The sequence below is a fragment of the Leptospira noguchii serovar Panama str. CZ214 genome, from assembly GCF_000306255.2.
GTDB lineage: Bacteria > Spirochaetota > Leptospiria > Leptospirales > Leptospiraceae > Leptospira > Leptospira noguchii.
The window spans coordinates 658,119-674,441 of the sequence record NZ_AKWY02000034.1 but is presented as its reverse complement, the minus strand read 5'-3'; the positions used below and the strand labels follow the sequence as shown (position 1 = coordinate 674,441).

The following is a 16,323-nucleotide window of genomic DNA, read 5'->3' as shown; positions in this document are numbered from 1 at the left end:
GAGATGGAAACTACTTACGAGAATCGAGATCCGATTCCATCTGAGATACCATTGAGAGATTGAAATCAAAAATGTTTTGGGCTTCGTCTTCGGAAACGTTTTTAACTTTCATAATTGCTGCGACCACTTCGTTTCTTTGTGCACTGGGGTCGCCCAGTTTTCCATAAAGTTCAGCGACCTTATCCGGTGTTAAAGTTGGAAGTATATCTGAAACTCGTTTCATTTCAAGTAACCCATCGTTTTAAATATCTTATCAAGAACCGATAAGACAGGTTTGAAGTCGTCTTCATCCCAGTAATGATTTACGAAATTCATACTATTCTTTTTTTGAATTTGAGCAAGGAGATTTTTAGAACCGGTTCTTTCTGCTGTCCAAATCTCCGTCGCTCTCGCAAAGAGCTCCTCCGTCGTAAGAAAATAAGGAATCAAGCTTTTTTGAGTTCTGCTCAATGCAACAGGAACATCGAGGCCGGGAACTTTTGTTCGCCCCTCTCTACCGATTTGTTGTAGTCGCTTATACAACTCCGTTTTTTGAACTACGTTTTTAAACTCCGCGAAATCAGGCCCGGAATGACTTTCATATCGTCCATCCTTACCCAACCAACGATAGTCCATTGCATGCGCGAACTCGTGAACAAAAGTCGATTGGTATGTGTCTTTAAATTTCAATCCGCTGTTGATTTCAATTCGATTCGTATTCGGATTAAAAAGGCCCGCGATGTTTTTCTTTAAATTAGATCCGGCGAGATAATGGACTCCGATGTTGGTTCGATCCTTTGGAAATTTCAAAATGGAATCCAGATCGGAAATCGTTTTTTGAATGTTGGCGTGAACTGTCGGATCGGGAAGATTCAGATTTACTGAATGTAAAATCGGAACGATTGATTGAGTTTGAGGACGTGGGGGAAGTATAATTTTGGGGGAAGAACCAGAAGGCTTCGGATTATTCTTTTTAGATCCCTGTGGTCCCCATGAAGGTTCTGCCCAGCACCGACAACGATAATCGTCACCGGGAGCCAGTCGAGCAGGCAGCCCACCTTTGCGATTAACAAAGGGAAGTTCTCCCCACTTGTAAAATTTATCTGCGACATGTGAATGAGAATCTCGAACCTTAGAGTCTTTTTGAGTTCTCCAAACGAAGCCGGGAAATCCGGCATTTGTTTGCCTGAGTTTGTTTTGTTGGCTGAAAAATTTTCCGGTTTGGTCTTTCGCCCAAAACTCCGCACGACGTTCGGAAACTCCAGTTGCGTTTTGGATTTGGGTAGCAATGTCCTGATACTTCAATCTTTTGGTAAGTCCATCGGTTACGATTTTCTGAACAGCTTCGAAGTGGTCTCGGAAAGCGTTGGACGCAAGACTCGATTGTTCCTTTATCATCTTGTTAACTCGGTCCCAAATTTCGCCGGACTCTTTTTGAGAGACTGGAATTCCAGGAACGCGAAACAACGATCGATCACCTCCTACAACCCCAGCGCGAGGCGGGAAGTTCATACTTTCATATTGTTTGTTAATGAACGAATTCGTTTTGTCCCGAGACCACGCATCGATCATTTGAACGTTTTGTTTGATCTGGGATTCGAATTCTTTTCGAGGAGCGAAATCCCCATATTGATTTTTGAGTTGGTTGAGCAAGACTCGGAGATCGGAAACATCCAACCGAACAACAGGCTCAAAGAAATAGCCATCCGCACGTGCCTCTTTAGAATAGGTTTGAACACCGTTGAGGATTACAGAGTTTACCTGTTTGGCAAAACGGGAAACCTCATCTCTCCAAAGTTTGGAATATTGTAGTTCTAAACTTAGCGGATACACGGTTTTTTCCCCTTTTTCAGTGCAGGATGGAAAAATGGGTTTACGACGGCAAAAGGCAGGTTGTTATTTTTAAATAGGACTTGTTCAGCATTGTTCAGCAAACCGCAAGTTGGCCAAAGATACCCCCAAAGTCCAAAAACCCCGGAAAATGGCCTTATATTCGATTCTTGGAACATTCAAAATTACTGTTAAACAGGACGATTAAATTCTTCAGGGTTTGAAAGACCCGGTTCGCTAAAATCTAAGTGGCCGCTATCATCTCGAGAGTAATCGAAATTTTCCATTTCAGGAAATCTCTTTTGCTTAACCTCCCCAGGTGAAAGGGAACCGATTGTTACATAGATTTGATCCGCTTGAGCGTTCTTGAGGTTTGTATCGGCTTCGGATGCAGGGGAAGATTTACACAACGTTTTAAATTTAAACTTCCAGTCGAGAGATGCGAAATCGCCATTTAGAAGTCTGTAAATCTGTCCCTCAGTCGATCGGATTCGTAATTTGATAAATTGGTCTATGATGGGACGGACTTTGAGTTCCTGAAAGCGAGAAACATCCTCGAAATAACTTACGTCGTCCGATGGATCACTATTCCCAATATTGATTACGGATTGTGTTCGCCCTAAAATTTTCGAAATAGGTATTTTTGAGAGACCTGACAAGACTTTAAAAATGAATGAAAACAGAGTTTCGAGTTGTGAATCAGAAATCCCCGAGTTTCCAAGACGAGTAAGAGTCTCGTCTTTTCCGAGCATTGCAGTGGACTGAGTGGAAAGCGTATGTCGTAACAGCCGAAGAAACTCCATCGTTTTTTCGGGAGAAGCAGAGTCCAATTTGTCCGTTGTAAGAACCTTTACGGCCATCTCAAAAATCATGGAAGTCGTCGACCAAAGGGCCGTATCGATTGCAACAATCCCATCGTAGACTTTTTCTACTAAGGAAATGCCCCTCTGAGAATCCCAGTTCCAGCTATTGACCAACCAGTGTGACCGGGAAGAATCTAACTCTACGCCAGATACAGAACAAATCGGCTCGTTATAGAACTTAGAAAGCGGATCGCTCGTTTTTCTCCTGACGGAAAAGCGACTCGCATCGATTATGTTTATGAATTCGAGATTCCGAATCGTTTCGGGCATTGGTTGACGAAGCATGAAATCGGTCTGTGGAATATCCGATTTAATTCCCCAAAAAAGCAGAGAGCCACCGTGATTCATCCGAGAGCCTTGAATATGTTCTGTAATTTTTTCCTGAAGCTTGAACTCCTCCATTTCATTCATCAAAATTCTGGATATGTTTAGGCCTTTGATACCTGAGTCCGGATCATCCTTATCTCGATTTGTTTCGATTTCGATCCATGCGCGGGTTGCATCTTCCGAGACGGAATCAACTATGTTGGCGAGGAAACCGTTTGATTCGTAAAGCGCGCGTGCAGTCACTGGAAAAATCCGTTCGGGATTTGGTGCAACACCTCGTAGTTTATCTCTTCCTGTAATGCCTTTACCGGATGCCATGTGCATCAGGGTATCGAGTCGGGCAACGGATTCAGATGCGTCCAATTTTGCAACGCGGACGGATGTATCGATTCCTAAGTTCTTATAATAATTGCGACGCTTACGAGCCATTACCACCTTCCTTCGTTTAGGAGCATTTCAAAAAATCCGATCCGATTTTTCATTCCTTCCGCCTGGGGGCCGAATTTTGTTTCTTTGATGAGACCAGCCAACGAATCCGGGGCGTCGTCGTGGCGTTCTATGATTTCCGAATATTCTAAAATCTGCTTGATATACTTCGTAGAGACAAAACGAGAAAATCGAATTTTATCCCAGTTCATTCGGACGTATTGTTGAATTCTAAACTCTTTCGAACCGGAACTCATAATTCCCTTACTGGAAATGTTTCGCCTATTCATTTCTATTTCTAATGCTGTTTCCCCTTTGTTGTTTTCTATGAAAAGGCGAGTTACGTTATGTTGTTTACAAAGCTTCTCAACTCGATCGTAAGATTCTAAAAGTCCTGCACGCCATATTTCACCAGCGCAAACATAGAACTTCTCTCCGTTCGGTCCACCCGCAGAAAATGCATTGAAGTCTTTTTTCCTATTCGCTTCACGAAACGCCGGGTCCCAAAACGCAAATATCTTTACATCATTTGGAGTTTCTTCATATTTCGGGTCACTGAAAATTCTTTCGGCAACATCCATTGGAATTTGTTGATAAAGAGCACTGAATCGGGTTTCTCCAATCCGAGACCTCAGTTTCAAAACATTCTCAATTTTAAATCTTTCAGGCCAAAGAGAAGTCCCGTCTTCTAAAATTGCAGGAAGACGGAGAACATGCCATTCACCTTTTATCTCAGGCTCAAACAGCTTCAATTTCGGACTCCTTATCTTCTCCGGTTAATCTTCCGGTAAGGTCATTGCGCAACCAACGAGTATGAGGAATCAAGATAATCCCGTTAGGAGAAAGACGCGTTTCTCCAACAGACATAAAATTCTCGATGATTTTTTCAGAGATTACCTCCGATGTCGCTTCCTCTCGATTCTTATACGGATCATCGACAACTAACAAATCTGCGCCGTCTCCGTTGAATCCTCCCTTGAGTCCTGCACTCAAGACGAGTCCGCCAGATGTCGTTTCCCATTCAGCAGCCGCTCTCATGTCAGGACGAACTTTTACTTTTGGAAATATTTGAGAAAATTGTTCTGATTCTACACAGTCTCGAACCCAACGACCAAAACGCGCGGCTTTCTCATCTGAATAGGAAAGTAATATTACGTTTTTATCTGGATGCCTACCGATAAACCAAGCAGGGAAGATTCGAGTGCAAATCTGACTTTTGCCCCTTCGTGGTGGCATGTTAATAATGCTTCTCGTGACTTCCCCTTTCTCCATTTTTTCGAGAAGGTGAATGATCGATTTTATGTGGAGAGGGTCTTCGAATTTTGGATCAATAAAGCGTGCGAAAGCTGCTAAGGATTCTTTGCCATACTTTTTTCCGTATAAATTGCGATCTTTCTTCTTAACTTTGGAAAACTCTTTTGTTCCAAGTTCATGAATCGACTCTAATATTTCTAAACCCGAAGACATCATGGAACCTGATTTACTTTAGAAAGTTTAAATGCTTCGATTTCTTGATGAATTTCGAGAGCCAAATTCTTTTCCCAGTGGTCGCTGATTGCTCTTCCAACTGGTTCACATCGTTTAAAGATTTTTAAAACGATTCCAATTATCTCACTTGGATTCAGTTGTGCTCCATATTTTTGCGGCAACGTCAATTCAAGTTCTGAGATTGCTTTATAAGCATAGATAGCGTTATCAAGACTCGTAAGTTTCGGAGTCTCTTCCGTAATTTTCTTATACAACAAGTCTGCAATCGTCTTAGTTCTTTTTTGAATTTCTACCATTCGATTTTCAACGATGGCCTCTACTTGTTTTTCTGCCCTCGCGACGAGACGGTTCCGTTTATCATCCCATGTTAAACCATCCCTGTCTTTTTCCTTCGACCATTCATCGATAGTTTTTGCGGTAGTCTTCGTTCCATATTCAGAACGGATTTGTTTCGCTACGCTATTTTTAGAAGACCCAGAGCCGGAAATAGCATAGAGGAAAAAAGCGCGTTCTCTTATAGCTGGTTCTGTGCTCATTTCTATTTTCTTACGATTAATCTGGTTGTTCTTCCGATGCAACCGGAGTGTCGTGAGCGTAATTGATTGCCGCGAATACTCGCTTCATCAGAATTTCGTAAAACGTTGTCGTGAAACAAAAGTTAAGAAGCAGAATCACTGCATAGTATCCGAGTTCGGGAATGGAATCCCCAGATGCAAATCTTACAAGTTCGAACACGAGCGCTATCACAGTTGCAAGAATCAGAACAAACCGAGCTTTATCACGGCGGACAAATTCGGAGTTGAAAAAACGAAACGCCCACTGGCTCAAAAACAATACGAGAGCCACGTAGAGCGGAATGAATAATCCAATGATAGCCTGAGTTAAAATTTCCATAATTATACTCTCCTTATATTAGATTTTTGGATTTTAAAAACTTCGCCGGGTCCATCGGTTTGGGCCAGGACTGTTCCTTTTTATTCCAAGGCCAAACTTCAAAATGTAAATGTGGTCCCATGGAATAACCGAGATTTCCAGATCTTCCGATGATCATTCCGGCCTTTACGTTTTGTCCCTCGGAAACGATGGAATCGACATGTTTGAATTTGTATTGATTTCTGGTATGGATTCCAACAGCGATTATGTATGGAGTCCAAGCTCTACCTTTAGGAATCTTATTTTTAGAAATCAAATCCATCCAGGTTCCGGATTCGTAATCATAACGAAATCGAACCGGATACTTTTCGTCTTTCTTGAGAACTGTTTTAATAATACAGTCTTCAGGAATTTTGATTTTCCTTTCGCCTCCTAAATCGATCCCCAAATGGAACTGTCTCGAAGGTTTTCCGTTTATACTCAGAATTCTCCAACCAAACGGAGACGTTATGTGTGGTTCATCGACTGGGCATACAAAGACCGGACCGAAAACTGGAGGAAATGTTGGAAGACTTGCTTCCGAACCGATCCGATTCGTTTTTGCTTTCGATAGAGTCGAATCGTTCCAGTAGTGTTGTGTTTTCTGGATCGCGTCGAAATCAAGAAAATGTTTTTGTATTTTAAATGAAGCGGATTTCAAAAAATCTAATATTGGATTCATACGATTCTTCCTCCCAAAAGGCTACTAACAACTGGAAGCCCGTTGCGCCTCAAGGCCAGAATTGCCGCTACAACCAAAACAAGAACGAGCAACAGAAAGATTCCAAACCCAAGGATTGCGTAGTAAGTCCAACGAATTCCTTCACCCTTTCCGGCTTCTTTAGATACCTTAGTTAATTGCACGTCCTTCTTCTCGTTCGATACGTTACAACGATTCAACGCTTCGTTTAGTCGTCGTATCTCTTTCGCGTTTTCGATGTTACGCGCATCGCATCGATCCAGTTCTGACATTGCTCGTTCCGTTGCACCTGGACGATCCTCGATCAAAGCCGTTTTCGTTTCTTTAATTTGTTTACTGTCTTCTCTTACGGTTGGCGGAAGTTTTTGAAAAACCGCGCACGCACCTAAAAGCAAAATTATAACTGAAATCTTTTTCATCCTGCTCCTCCGTGATCTTTGGTCGAAATTGAAATGTGCTCAGCATCCCCAGCGAGTATTCGGAAATTGGTGGCGTGATTTTTGAATCGATCCTTCGGAAAGTTTATGTTCAAGAAAATTCCGTTTTTCTGAACTACATCGATTAAGATTTTTGAGAGTGCGCTAACTGCCGCAGAGGATATGTAATCAACATTCAAAAGAGAGAACGTCAACTTTACATTCGGATACGGGTTACCGAGTTTTGCCCGGACTTCGCTGACAAGATTAAAAAGAAAGTCATAAAACATTTCTGTGTCGCGGACTCGAAGTGAGTTTATGAATTGTATAGACGTTACGTGTTCCTGAATGAACCGCGCACCCGGAAGAGAGTTCGTCTGAATTTGAACGACAGAGATTGTATCTTTTGAATCCAGTCGTTTTGTGATGAGTTTGGAAAGAAGTCCGAAAATGGATCCAAGCGGCTTTCGATAAACCAGAAGGACCATAAAAAATAATATTATGGAAACAAGAAATAGAGAGATATGATCGATTTGTAGAAGTGCTTTTAATTCATCCATGTCACCAATGCTAACATGGGAAATATCGAATGCACAACGTCGGCATTGCCCCCTAAGTGCCGCGATTTCCGCTCGTTTATGATTCTTCTCGATCGCAAAAACGACTTTGAAAAAATTCATCCACTCCAATGCGAGAATAGAGAACCGTTCCATCGTAAAACTTCCAAAATTTTCCTAAGAGTCCTTCGCGGCGATAATAGCTAATTCTTCGCACGCTTCGCTTGAGTAGAGCTGCAACTTGTTGCGGCGTCATGGTATCTTCCGGATCTTTGGGTATTGCTGGATTCGTTTGTAAAGTAGCAGAACGTTTTTGCTTTAACTCTTGGATCGGTATGTTTTTAAACAAAGAACCTTCGGTCGTATATCCTGTTACAGTTTGTTTAATATTTTGTTTATTAGATTTCTGAGAGGTCTTACTTTTTTTGGCCATACGGCAGACCAAAACTAAGTTTTCGAATTGTCAAGTCCGGTTGGATATTGATTGTTTTCATCTGGAGTAAAAAATGAAATCAATCAGTATCACAATTATCTTATTTATCTTTTTCTTAAATCCGATTTTTGCGGAAGAGAAAACCCGTATGTGTATAGAAGGAGATTGTCAAAACGGAAAAGGGAAATTACAAAATGAAGAAGGTGTAATCGGAGAAGGTAATTTTAAGAACGGAAAATTTCATGGTTTAATAAAAGTGTATGAAGCAAATAACCTCGAAAGAATTTCAACGATGTATTTTATCAATGGAAAGATCGATACATCTAAACTGGTTTATAGTTGGTTTGATAACGGAGATCATTACGAAGGATTCTTTGATTCTAAAATGGATCCTCACGGAAAAGGGAAGCTAACGTATCTGGATGGAAGTGTTCAGTGTGTTTACGAAGGCTCTTTTGTAAATGGCAAGAAACACGGCCAGGGAAAAATCAAATGCGAAGACGGAACCACCGAATCCGGAGAATGGAAGAACGACAGAAAATATTTTATAGTTGAACTCGACTTTGTATGTCGCTCGCTCCAACGAGTAGACAAGTGGGAAGGCGGAACCGTAAACGGAAAACTGAAGTTCCGAATCATGCGGAACGCAAATGATTTACAAACCAACTTAAAAAACTGGGAGGGAATCCAGGTCGGCGACGATTGGAACGGTTACACAATTGCCGAAGCCGAATACTTTGACAAAAACGTGATTGCCACATTTCTGCTTTTTATTCCATCAGGGATGAGCAAAGATTTTGATAAACTTGTCGCGCGGACGAGAGATATTCAAATTCATGGAAGAGCGATCGCCGTAGCTCATGCAGAAAAACGTTATCCTGTTATATACGTTGACAAAGTGCAATGAAGAGAAAAGGAAAATGAATCGTCTCATCTCATGTGAGACGATTATGAAAACTACAGACGACAAATTAAAAACTCTTCTTTATAATTTTGCAAGAGATTTAAAAAAAGAAACAGCCTCGCTCAAAGAGCTGATCGAGATATATCACATAAAAATTAGTCATGCTTTTCAGGAAAAAGTCGGTCGAAAAAAATCTTAAACAGCTTTGAGTCGGATCGACTGAGTTCCAAAATTCTTTCTATATCCTTTCTTATCCCCGATTCATCGATCTGTCTGATAAAAACTCTATCCCGTTCAATTTCCTCAAACCGATCATGATTTTCCGGAGTCAGTTCGGAGAATATTTCCGCTGGGACCTTTTTCTCTCCATCCCCAAATAATATCCAAAAGGGGTTATATCCGAGTGATTTCATTAACGCATACGCAAAGTCAAAGCCTACGGGCCTCGCACCTGATAAATACCCATTTAACGTGGGAGGCTTGACATTTCCCGCCTCAGCCAATTGGTTTTGCCGAAACCCTGTCTCTGATAAAATAATCCTGATTCGATCGGAAGGATTATTATTTTTGGCATATTTTTGTTGAGAATTTATCATTGACTTTTAAAAATAACACAGAATCATTCGCGCATGTGAATCGTGTTTTATTATCGGTATTTTTTTGTGTCAATCAAGGATTATTTTTGCTGAGACGTCATGATTTGTCTATAGCAGTTAATATACTAAAACGCTACAACAAAAATTCCGGGAACTGGGGTTGGAAGATGGATATTCAAAATAGTAATTTTAAACTGGACGATAAAGACGAGCATCCGTCTGTCCCCATCCTTACTGATTTTTTTAAGACTCATATTCACGAATTTTTAAATACAGGCTTAAGGTTCGACGTTTTAGCGCATTATTTAGCAGTAGAGACTTCCATTATTCTAAAACCATGGATCAATAAAAGTGATAGTTGATCACTTTTTCCAGCTATCCAGTATTGCACGTATTACACTCGATTCACTCTCTGTTAAATCTCGGTTTAGATCTAAAATTTTGTCCACGATACTCTTGGCAACAGGCCGTTTCCTAAGGATCTGAATTATTTGAAACTCAGCATTCAATTGATCATCGCGCCCTTTCTCAACTTCGGGATCAGAAAACATATTCCCAACTTCAGTCAAAAGCCAGAGCGGATTTACATTATGTTTAATTTTTAACTTACGAATTGCTTCGGCTGAAAGGTCTTTAGTCCTCTCATTAATTAAATCATTAATTCTCCCTGGCGATAACTCCAAAGAGTCGGCCAATTCCTTTTGATTCATATTTAGAACTTGTAGTAATTTTTCAATTTGCTTTTTCAAAAAAATACCGATTTCGGTAAAAATTTTAATAGACAAATACCGTATTCGGTATTATGCTAACCTACAGGCTACCCCGTGCATAGAGAAAGCATCGGAAAAATAGGCCATAAAATCAAGGAGAAATCAAATCAAATGAGCGCAAGGAATATTGAACTGAATTGGATGCACCGATTTCTGAAGTTCTCAAATTGGATGCCTTCGTATTTTAAAATCTCGCTCCATTGGATCGCGGTTGGGTATTTCATTCCTTGGAATTACATAGAAGAGATTCAGGCAAATGGATTGCGAATCTTAAATCTAAAAATGCGTAAGGGTTTAAGTGAATACGATTCGTCACGGCAATTCCTACACGTAGTCATCACAATCATAAGCATTGATTTTTATACAAACATCTATTCGCGTGAAGGCTTCTATATTCAAGCCGATGCTCATGTCCTTGGAGTTAAGGCATGAACGCGATCCAACAACGGGAAGAGATTCAGCGCGAAATTGTATATCGTTACAAATACGTAAGTAAATTCGCAAAACATAATAATCTAAATGAGCGATTAACGTATGAATTTTTTGCCGGACGAAACAACAATCGCAGAGTGATCGCCGCACTCAACACAGAAGGATTCAAAAATATCCAACTGGTTCTCACTAAAGATACAGGAAGCGCGGCATGAATCCAACGCTCGGAATCAAAATACATCGCAAACGAGTAGCTGACTCGGTGCTCAAAATCGAGAACACATCAGACAAAAGTCCAATAGAAATCTTACTCTCTCGTTGTGCAATCTATGAATATTTCATCGATGATGCCGGACTAAAGAAACAATTCACCAAGTGGGTAGAAAAGAAAAAAATTCAGGATAATCAAAATGGCTAATCTTAGAAAATATGATCGCGTCCGCAGCCGTTTCCTTTGCGACCACGTTAAACTGTTGAAAGGCCACGGACTAAACGTCTACACAGTTTTTGATCGTTGCTGGAGCAAGGTCCCGGATGCCCTCATCAAAAAGCTCAACGGAGAAGAGCTATCTCAATACATTCGTCTGCACATTCTGCCTACGGAACTTTCCACCCAAGCCCCTCAAAACAAAGAAGGGTATAAAACGAAAAATCCAAAAAGCCACACGGTAGAAAAATTCGCATGAAATTTGTTAATCCAATCTTTCCAACATCCGACTTGTCTGATTGCAACCCAGGCAATTCCTCTTCCCTCGGTGGAGGTAACTCCATCGAGGGCATTTTTTCGGATACTATTGCTATTTCAAATATTCCACGATGCTCCGGATGCGGACAGTCCTCAGTAACAGTTTACCAGTTCAAACTCTGTAAGACATGTTTGAATTTGTCTTTCGTAAAACTGAGACCCTTAATCGATTCGGTAAGAATATGACTCTCCTGACGGTGGCAAAATTCTTTTTAGAAAATCCTAATGTTGGATTTCGTCCGACACACGTTGCACGAAACCTTAAGCGTTCGGAAAAAACAATCTACCGAACGATTCAAATTTTAATGTCCTGGCAATTCATAGAGGAATGTAACGGGATCTACATTCTCAACCCCGATACGATTGAGGGTAAAAGCCAAATTAAAAAAGCTAACGGAACCGGAGCCGTATACATATTGATCCACCTCCTTCCGGGCAAAAGCTTCTTTTCTGGAGAATTCAGACTCCTGACAGGGATACAATCCCTCGAACGTGCAAAGCGCAAGTTACTGCAAACAAATCTAATCTTGCCAGACCAAGAGAACGGTTTGTTTTTTTCAGAAAGTTTTCGCTGGCAGCTTGTTCCAAAAATTCAAATCAAACTCGCACAAGCTACGAGCCACCTACGGAGCCTCAGGAGGATTTATGGAAAATGAAAATATGCCATCATTAAAAAAAAGCCTAATGATGGCACGTATTCCCAGAGGCAGACATTTGCCATTAGAGTTATTGAAAATCTGTAAGATTAGAGAAGGTAGGAATACATTACGTGCAATCTCGATGGCATATAACGTAAACCAGGGAGACCTATCCCGTGTTATATCCGGCAAGCGAAACACAAAAGCTCATATTCAGATTTTAGAAATGGAATTTGGAATCTCCATCGAAGAAGTCCGAGCAATCTGGAAACGAGATGCGGAACGAAAACGAGAGTTAGGCAACACGGCCAACGAACTCAAAGATCAAACTTAATCAAATGGGTAGAATATGACAACCAAATCAGCGTTAGACGAATACAAAGACGAAATAGAAGACTCGGACAACAACGTATCGCAACCGGAAACGGCCCTGACAATTCCGAGCGCAAGCGAGGCGAGAGAGTTCTCGCCGGAACAGCGAAAGGCCTTGGCTCAATTGTATATCACTCAAGCCAGGGTGAACATCTTTCAAACCGCTCTCTCATTAACAGCAATTCGCAACCTCGAACTGTTTCATGAGCTTGGATATTCCGGATTTCATGACTGCGTAGAGCAAGAACTCGATATGAGCGGCAGAGTTGCATTAGAATATGTGAATGCGATCGAATCGTTTGGACTGGGTGACCGAGTTAAACAACTCATGGAAGCATCTCCGAAACGATTCCTGCAAGCTGCCAAGGAAGTCCGACTCAAACAACTCGAAGGGGAAACCTTAACCCTTTCCGACGGAACAGTCGTTTCCGCGGAAGAGTTTTTAGAGGAGCGGATTTCCTCTTTAGAAAATTCTTCAAAGAAAAAAATCAAATCCCTGGAAACGGAAAATCAAACCGTAAAGGCCGAAGCGGAACTCCTCCGAAAAAAACAAGCAACCCTGGAAAAGTCGATCCAGAAGAAAGACGACCAAATTGATGTTCTTCGGAAATCCAAGGACATCGATCCGGATAAACTCCTAAAAATCAAGAGTCAAAGAGAGGCGGAAAAAATTATCGATGAGTGTAACGCATCGATCCTTGACGCGCTGCAACGAATTGAATCCATCCCGGAAGAATCTCGAAACGGTGGGTTAGGAATCTATCTATCTCGAACAATCGCGACAATGGAAATCTCGCTCAAAACATTAAAGATGGCGTGGTCGAGCCATATTTTTCAAGGAGAGACGCAAGAGTGAAACAATTAGATCCAGATTTGTTTTACGAATTCTATTCGGCTTGGAAAGAGGCTCCGTCAAAACATTCCAAAGGTGAAATGATGCGTAAAGCAGCCGCCACCTTTGGGTTGTCGGAAGACGCAATCCGTAGAAGATTCGAAAAATTTAATATTGGATCAGAGTTAGCCGTCGTCTCAGGTCAGATAAAATCAAAGCGAAAATCAAATCTAAATCCTGAACGAATGGATCTCCGGGAAACTGAAGCGAAGATAATTGCCGAGATTGTTTATTCAAATCTGTCTGGCAAAAATCCGAAACCACTCTCAATGAAACTTGCGTTAAGGAGGGCACGAAACAGCGGACAGATACAACTGCCTTGGACCGAATCCACCGCAAACCGGTGGTTGAACCGTCTCGGTCTCGGACGTCATGAAATGCAATCGGAAGAGGCATCACGAACGTGGAAAGAACCGTATTCGAATTCTACGCACATGGTCGACGCGTCCGTTGCAGCCAGGTATTTTTTAAACCCACGCGGTAAAATCGAACGCCGCTGGTTTCTGGACGACAAAGACGAAGAGACCGCAATGCTCAAAGACAACCTGATCAAAGTGTGGATTTATTCTCTCGTAGATGTTTACTCAAAAGTATTTTATCTTTGGGCCTATGGCGGAAAGGCGATTACGCCAGGAGCGAAACATCGGGGCGAGAATACGGCGGACTACTTTGATTTTTTCAAGCGCGCTTGGATGCCTAAAGTCGATCGCCGGAACCCATTTGAAGGAACTCCAGAATATCTTTATAACGACAAGGGGTCTGGACTCAAAGGTGCTAAAAACGCACTTACGCGACTCGGTGGAATCATCGTTAAAACACACACACCAGGGCGGCCCAAAGCAAAAGGTCCAGTCGAACGTAGAATCGGAATTTATAAAAACATCATAGAACCCGCGATCGACGGCAAGAAGTTTGCAGACCTCAAGGAATTGAATGATTTTCTAACGTTATATACCATTCACGAAAATCAAATCAGTGGACGATTTGATCTCTGGCTTGCAGGAACAAAAGACAAACCAATCAGGCGAATTACAGAGCAAAACTTTTACGACGCTACAGTAACATTCGATAATCGAGTCGTCAACAATTACGGCTGTATCGAATATCGAAATCATTCCTATGGAGTCGCTTTGGATTTGGTAGGCCAAAACGTCACTCTCTTCAGAGACCGCGAAGGAAATCTCGTAGCAGAGGATAAATTAGGAAATCTTTATATTTGCAATCCGGACGGAGCAAGAAGTATATCGCAACATACAGGATACCAAACGCAATCATCGGACACATGGCTGAAAACCGATCGTATGAAGTTACGTGAAGATATCCGTGATGGCGCCAAGAGACAACGTAAAATTTTTACGATCGAAGATCTTTATCCAGAAGCAGAAATGGAAAACCTACGATACTTTCCTGCAAATTCAGTCCCTGTCGAAACTCCCGCAACGATGGCACCAAGTGAGTTCACCGAATTGGAATCGGCGTGGAGCTACATCGAACGACGTCTTTTAATCTATCGTTCCGAAATGCCAGTTGAACTTTTTGAAGCCGTCCAGGGACGACTGAATTCAAGCCTTGCCCTCAAAGGCTCGATTACTAACCAAGAAATATATGAACTTTTGAATATTCTGAATAACATTGATTTTGAATCTAACGATTCTAAGGAGAACGCGGAATGAGTTTTGTAGATACGGAAAACACAAATAGGGTAATTAGAGCAATCAAGCATGCCGTCGACAGTTCCGGTTGGGAGTGCGTCGTCGGACATGTTGGCGCAGGTAAGACGTTTCTATACGAACACATGCTACATTTTTGGCGCGATTATCCGAATAGGTTTCAAGTAATTGAAATGGGAAGATGCTATGAAAGTTTCGATTACAACATCAATCAGATTATGAAAGTGATGATCTCTGAACTTAGTCCGGATAGAGAAATTCCCGGAAACGCTCATGCGAAACAACTGATTCTTAGAGAGATCCTTACTGCCGCTTTTAAACGAAAGCGTAAGATCGTTCTATTATTCGATGAGTCACAGGCTCTCTCTGGCAAACTTCTTAGAGACCTAAAAAAGATTCATGAGATTAGCATTCCCGAAAAAGAAAATCTTTTCTCAATCGTCATGTTTGGAAAAAACGAAGGCCCTTGGCTTCGCTCTTTGATTAAGACTCAAGAGATTGGATGGAGAATTCGCAAGACGAATTTGGAACCGCTTAAAGACAACGAAGTTCTTTCATTCGCAGAGCGAGCTTTCGAAGTCAAATTCGAGTCTGGACAGAATGGACAAAAGTCTCGTCAGATTTTTATCCAGAACACATTCCCGACTCCACTCGGAGTGAAACATCAGATCCAAAAAATCGAGAGAACATTCCCTGGATGGAATCGAGTTCTCACTTATGATCAAGCAAAGATCATCTTTCCACAATCCTTTGGAGAAATACTCAAAAAACTTAAGATCACTCAACGTGAAGTAGCAAGAAGAGTTCGAGAAATTACGGGTAAAGAATTAAGCAAAGCCGCAATCTCTACATATCTAAGCGGTGACGAAAGTGACATTAAGAAATCAAGACTGAGTCTTGACGGTCAAAAGATGACGTTCGAAGCGGCTATAGATCTAATCAGAGATCGTTCACCGGGTGATGTTCAGTCTGCGGAAGTCCTCCTAAGAACAGCAAACGAATAACGCAATATTTTAATATTGAGAGGTAACATGAAAATCGCAAACCAGGAAGAACACAATAACGCTCTGCAAAGAGTAGCTGAAGTCAAAAAACAGATCTCTGAATTTAAAACGAATTCGGGAGATCTTGAAACTGAGGTTACACTTTTAGAGGAGGAGAAGAAAGAAACGATCCAGCTTTTAGAAGAGGAAAAGAAAGTAAAGATTCAAGCGATCGATGACAAAATCAAAACCGTAAAAGATCGATTGAAAACCGCAAAGGAAGAGCAAAAGAAAAATCTCAAGTCACTCGAAAGTGAATTGAAGGATCTTCAATCTGCTTTGGGTGAATTCGTCGTGGATCAAGTCGCGGTATAAAGGAAGGAGAAACGT

General features: G+C 41.4%; 24 protein-coding genes. 11 read left to right on the top strand and 13 right to left on the bottom strand.

All coding sequences use genetic code 11. The annotated features are described in order from the left end of the window. Positions 1–10 precede the first annotated feature (10 nt). The 11 genes from LEP1GSC059_RS20480 to LEP1GSC059_RS20425 all read right to left on the bottom strand — a co-directional run bounded on the left by LEP1GSC059_RS20480 (position 11) and on the right by LEP1GSC059_RS20425 (position 7,931). Positions 11–223 (bottom strand): hypothetical protein, encoded by a 213-nt coding sequence (locus LEP1GSC059_RS20480; protein ID WP_017213686.1) that lies wholly within the window; start codon positions 221–223, stop codon positions 11–13. Further along, complete coding sequence (locus tag LEP1GSC059_RS20475; protein WP_017213685.1) at positions 220–1,812, bottom strand: minor capsid protein; 1,593 nt, start codon at positions 1,810–1,812, stop codon at positions 220–222. The genes LEP1GSC059_RS20480 and LEP1GSC059_RS20475 overlap by 4 nt, the downstream gene beginning before the upstream one ends. 188 nt (positions 1,813–2,000) lie before the next feature. Beyond that, positions 2,001–3,428: an anti-CBASS protein Acb1 family protein gene (locus LEP1GSC059_RS20465; RefSeq protein WP_017213684.1), complete on the bottom strand. Its 1,428-nt coding sequence runs from the start codon at positions 3,426–3,428 to the stop codon at positions 2,001–2,003. Beyond that, positions 3,428–4,177: a hypothetical protein gene (locus LEP1GSC059_RS20460; RefSeq protein WP_017213683.1), complete on the bottom strand. Its 750-nt coding sequence runs from the start codon at positions 4,175–4,177 to the stop codon at positions 3,428–3,430. The genes LEP1GSC059_RS20465 and LEP1GSC059_RS20460 overlap by 1 nt, the downstream gene beginning before the upstream one ends. After that, positions 4,164–4,892, bottom strand: coding sequence for a terminase large subunit domain-containing protein (locus LEP1GSC059_RS20455; RefSeq protein WP_017213682.1), 729 nt, complete (start codon positions 4,890–4,892; stop codon positions 4,164–4,166). The genes LEP1GSC059_RS20460 and LEP1GSC059_RS20455 overlap by 14 nt, the downstream gene beginning before the upstream one ends. Beyond that, the gene (locus LEP1GSC059_RS20450; RefSeq protein ID WP_017213681.1) at positions 4,892–5,449 is read right to left on the bottom strand and encodes a hypothetical protein; all 558 of its coding nucleotides are present in this window, start codon (positions 5,447–5,449) and stop codon (positions 4,892–4,894) included. Before LEP1GSC059_RS20450 ends, LEP1GSC059_RS20455 begins: the two co-directional genes overlap by 1 nt. A 16-nt stretch (positions 5,450–5,465) precedes the next feature. Further along, positions 5,466–5,807, bottom strand: a complete 342-nt coding sequence (locus LEP1GSC059_RS20445; protein WP_017213680.1) for a hypothetical protein — start codon at positions 5,805–5,807, stop codon at positions 5,466–5,468. 13 nt (positions 5,808–5,820) lie between these two features. Beyond that, entirely contained in the window at positions 5,821–6,507 is a 687-nt protein-coding gene (locus tag LEP1GSC059_RS20440) for a M23 family metallopeptidase (RefSeq protein ID WP_017213679.1), read from the bottom strand. Next, positions 6,504–6,944: a hypothetical protein gene (locus LEP1GSC059_RS20435; protein WP_017213678.1), complete on the bottom strand. Its 441-nt coding sequence runs from the start codon at positions 6,942–6,944 to the stop codon at positions 6,504–6,506. The genes LEP1GSC059_RS20440 and LEP1GSC059_RS20435 overlap by 4 nt, the downstream gene beginning before the upstream one ends. Beyond that, positions 6,941–7,501 (bottom strand): hypothetical protein, encoded by a 561-nt coding sequence (locus LEP1GSC059_RS20430; protein WP_036057227.1) that lies wholly within the window; start codon positions 7,499–7,501, stop codon positions 6,941–6,943. The genes LEP1GSC059_RS20435 and LEP1GSC059_RS20430 overlap by 4 nt, the downstream gene beginning before the upstream one ends. Positions 7,502–7,577: 76 nt before the next feature. After that, positions 7,578–7,931: a MerR family transcriptional regulator gene (locus LEP1GSC059_RS20425; RefSeq protein WP_017213676.1), complete on the bottom strand. Its 354-nt coding sequence runs from the start codon at positions 7,929–7,931 to the stop codon at positions 7,578–7,580. 73 nt (positions 7,932–8,004) lie between these two features. Here LEP1GSC059_RS20425 and LEP1GSC059_RS20420 point away from each other — a divergent pair, with 73 nt between their 5' ends. Next, positions 8,005–8,838 (top strand): MORN repeat-containing protein, encoded by an 834-nt coding sequence (locus LEP1GSC059_RS20420; protein ID WP_017213675.1) that lies wholly within the window; start codon positions 8,005–8,007, stop codon positions 8,836–8,838. Between the two features lie 152 nt (positions 8,839–8,990). On the opposite strand, the gene LEP1GSC059_RS20415 is transcribed toward LEP1GSC059_RS20420, so the two are convergent. Continuing rightward, positions 8,991–9,431 (bottom strand): helix-turn-helix domain-containing protein, encoded by a 441-nt coding sequence (locus LEP1GSC059_RS20415; protein WP_017213674.1) that lies wholly within the window; start codon positions 9,429–9,431, stop codon positions 8,991–8,993. 362 nt (positions 9,432–9,793) lie between these two features. Beyond that, a complete protein-coding gene (locus LEP1GSC059_RS20405) occupies positions 9,794–10,216 on the bottom strand; it encodes a transcriptional regulator (protein ID WP_017213672.1) in 423 nt (140 codons plus the stop codon). A gap of 96 nt (positions 10,217–10,312) precedes the next feature. Here LEP1GSC059_RS20405 and LEP1GSC059_RS23350 point away from each other — a divergent pair, with 96 nt between their 5' ends. The 10 genes from LEP1GSC059_RS23350 to LEP1GSC059_RS20355 all read left to right on the top strand — a co-directional run bounded on the left by LEP1GSC059_RS23350 (position 10,313) and on the right by LEP1GSC059_RS20355 (position 16,308). After that, positions 10,313–10,633, top strand: coding sequence for a hypothetical protein (locus LEP1GSC059_RS23350; RefSeq protein ID WP_017213671.1), 321 nt, complete (start codon positions 10,313–10,315; stop codon positions 10,631–10,633). Then, entirely contained in the window at positions 10,630–10,848 is a 219-nt protein-coding gene (locus LEP1GSC059_RS20395; protein WP_017213670.1) for a hypothetical protein, read from the top strand. The genes LEP1GSC059_RS23350 and LEP1GSC059_RS20395 overlap by 4 nt, the downstream gene beginning before the upstream one ends. Continuing rightward, the gene (locus LEP1GSC059_RS20390) at positions 10,845–11,051 is read left to right on the top strand and encodes a hypothetical protein (protein ID WP_017213669.1); all 207 of its coding nucleotides are present in this window, start codon (positions 10,845–10,847) and stop codon (positions 11,049–11,051) included. Before LEP1GSC059_RS20395 ends, LEP1GSC059_RS20390 begins: the two co-directional genes overlap by 4 nt. Continuing rightward, on the top strand, positions 11,044–11,319 hold the full coding sequence (locus LEP1GSC059_RS20385; RefSeq protein ID WP_017213668.1) for a hypothetical protein: 276 nt from the start codon (positions 11,044–11,046) through the stop codon (positions 11,317–11,319). Before LEP1GSC059_RS20390 ends, LEP1GSC059_RS20385 begins: the two co-directional genes overlap by 8 nt. Positions 11,320–11,560: 241 nt before the next feature. Then, positions 11,561–12,034, top strand: a complete 474-nt coding sequence (locus LEP1GSC059_RS20380) for a hypothetical protein (RefSeq protein WP_017213667.1) — start codon at positions 11,561–11,563, stop codon at positions 12,032–12,034. 4 nt (positions 12,035–12,038) lie between these two features. Next, positions 12,039–12,350, top strand: a complete 312-nt coding sequence (locus LEP1GSC059_RS20375; protein ID WP_235592132.1) for a hypothetical protein — start codon at positions 12,039–12,041, stop codon at positions 12,348–12,350. 15 nt (positions 12,351–12,365) lie between these two features. Further along, positions 12,366–13,244, top strand: a complete 879-nt coding sequence (locus LEP1GSC059_RS20370; protein ID WP_017213546.1) for a hypothetical protein — start codon at positions 12,366–12,368, stop codon at positions 13,242–13,244. Continuing rightward, positions 13,241–14,953, top strand: coding sequence for a DDE-type integrase/transposase/recombinase (locus LEP1GSC059_RS20365; protein ID WP_017214154.1), 1,713 nt, complete (start codon positions 13,241–13,243; stop codon positions 14,951–14,953). Before LEP1GSC059_RS20370 ends, LEP1GSC059_RS20365 begins: the two co-directional genes overlap by 4 nt. Then, the gene (locus LEP1GSC059_RS20360) at positions 14,950–15,954 is read left to right on the top strand and encodes an ATP-binding protein (protein WP_017214153.1); all 1,005 of its coding nucleotides are present in this window, start codon (positions 14,950–14,952) and stop codon (positions 15,952–15,954) included. Before LEP1GSC059_RS20365 ends, LEP1GSC059_RS20360 begins: the two co-directional genes overlap by 4 nt. Before the next feature lie 27 nt (positions 15,955–15,981). Then, positions 15,982–16,308: a hypothetical protein gene (locus LEP1GSC059_RS20355; RefSeq protein WP_017213549.1), complete on the top strand. Its 327-nt coding sequence runs from the start codon at positions 15,982–15,984 to the stop codon at positions 16,306–16,308. Positions 16,309–16,323: the final 15 nt, after the last annotated feature.